Origin of the sequence: Flavobacterium sp., from assembly GCF_036759525.1 — a bacterium.
Taxonomy (GTDB): domain Bacteria; phylum Bacteroidota; class Bacteroidia; order Flavobacteriales; family Flavobacteriaceae; genus Flavobacterium.
The window spans coordinates 1-2,013 of the sequence record NZ_DAIOUN010000040.1 but is presented as its reverse complement, the minus strand read 5'-3'; the positions used below and the strand labels follow the sequence as shown (position 1 = coordinate 2,013).

General features: G+C 31.8%; 2 protein-coding genes. Both read right to left on the bottom strand.

Features of this window, described 5'->3' with window-relative positions:
• The coding region (locus tag V7M80_RS13130; protein WP_333696815.1) for an aminotransferase class V-fold PLP-dependent enzyme at positions 1–316 on the bottom strand (316 nt) is incomplete at its 3' end.
• Between the two features lie 150 nt (positions 317–466).
• Positions 467–1,891, bottom strand: a complete 1,425-nt coding sequence (locus V7M80_RS13125) for a T9SS type A sorting domain-containing protein (RefSeq protein WP_333696814.1) — start codon at positions 1,889–1,891, stop codon at positions 467–469.
• Between the last annotated feature and the right edge of the window lie 122 nt (positions 1,892–2,013).

The following is a 2,013-nucleotide window of genomic DNA, read 5'->3' as shown; positions in this document are numbered from 1 at the left end:
CCGAGTTAGCCCACGTGCCCGTATCAAGATAAGCAGCTTTTCCGTTTACTTTCATTAAGTTGTAAGGAATCATTAAAAATTCTAAACTGGCTCCGCCATGCAAAAACAAAGCCTGATAACCTTTTCCTTGTAAACCTAAAAGTTCCAACGCTAATGCTCTGGCTTCTTCCATCACGGCAACAAAATCTTTGCTACGGTGTGATATTTCTAAAATGGATAAACCGGATTGGTTGAAATTTAAAACGGCTTGAGCCGATTTTTCAAATACTTCTTGAGGCAAAATGCACGGACCGGCACTGTAATTGTGTTTTTTCATGTATTGTTTTGTTCAGAAACACTTTCGTGTTGTGGAGTTGTTTTGTTATGGGTACAAATTTCAACATTTCTGATTAAAAAACATGTAAAATAAGTATAGGTAAAAATAAGCCGTTTATTAACGAAAACGATTTAGTTAAAAAGAAAACTGTTATTGTTTCATAATCTTATGATTTTCAATTCTATCATTGTCGAAAAACAATTTTAAAAAGTAGATTCCACTTGGCAGATTTTCCATTGAAATACTATTGTTTGTCAAAGAATCATGTTTAATTTTTTTGCCGGTAACAGAATATATTTCAAATGATTTCATTTCTGATGAACCATTATTTTTTACAGTGATAATTGAAGAAGTTGGATTGGGATAAATTATCGTATTTTCTCTACTAAATGAGGGTGTACTTAAGTTTTCTAAATTTAAAAAATAGGCTTTTCCAGTGTTTAATCCACCTTCAGTATAAGCACCAATAACTACATTCGATTCATACATAGAAATGCTATTCCCTAAACGATCATCCATATTCATTTGACCTTCCCCAAGAAAATAGGTTTGCAATTGCCATACACTTTCGATTTTTTTAAAATAATAAACCGGAAATTTTCTCTCTATTTGAAAATGATAATCCTTAAAACAAACTACTAAATTATCTCCGGAGGCAATAATATTTCCGTTTATGAAATCATTATAATTCGTTGGAATATCAGAATCAAAAAGCCAATTGTTATTCAATCTACTGTAAATTAGAACTTTATTCTCACTATTCGTTCCGTTGATTAAAATATTACTACTTATAAATAATCGATTTTGATCTAAAGAAAAATCGACAATATTTTGTTCTAGATTACCAAATTCTTCACTTGAATCACTGTAAATCCAATTGGAAGTATAGTTGAATGTATAAAACTGGGTAGGATTACTATTAAATGTACTTAAAACATTTGAAACCACTAATTGATTTCCTTGCACCACAATTTTTCCAAGAGGACTTGTGTTATTAGGAACAGTTAATTTTTGACTCAATACCCATTCTGTTTCATTGAATTGATACACATAAACCGCTCCAATTCCATCATTGTTTTGGTCGTTCGGAGCTACTACAAATAATGAATTGCCTTGAAGTGTAATAAAAGAACCAAACTGTTTATTAAATGAAGCGTCAGATGCAGTTATCTTTTGAAAAAATGTCCATTGATTATTTACTTTTCGATACAAATAAACCGAACCGGAATTACCAACATTTTGATCGTGAAAAGGTGACCCAACAGCAATAAATTCATCAGATACTGCGAGTGATTTTCCAAATGCATCATCTACAAGAGCATCTGAAGGATAAAAAAAAGTTTCTTGACTTAAAGTACCATTGTTGTTTTGAAAGACATAAACATATCCGGTCGAAACAGGAGGAAGCGTATTGGATGCACTAGAAACCACTATTGTATTTTCATGTATTGCCGTTGACGTACCAAATCGCAAACCGGAAACATTTGCAGTAGGATAAAAACCACTTAAATTCGTTTGAGCATTTGAAATGAGCATTCCAAAAAGCAATAAGAAGTAGAGGGAAACTTTTTTCATTGTAAATGAGTTTCCACAAATTTAAGAAAAAAATTAAAAGCTAAGTAAAAATTCTAACGTATCCACACCATCCGCATAATCCCAAAGCTGTGGTTTTTGTGTTTGTCCAAACGGAATACTAT

Excerpts from the sequence above, each read along its gene's own strand:
- V7M80_RS13125 (WP_333696814.1), bottom strand. The coding sequence starts at position 1,891 with ATGAAAAAAGTTTCCCTCTACTTCTTATTGCTTTTTGGAATGCTCATT.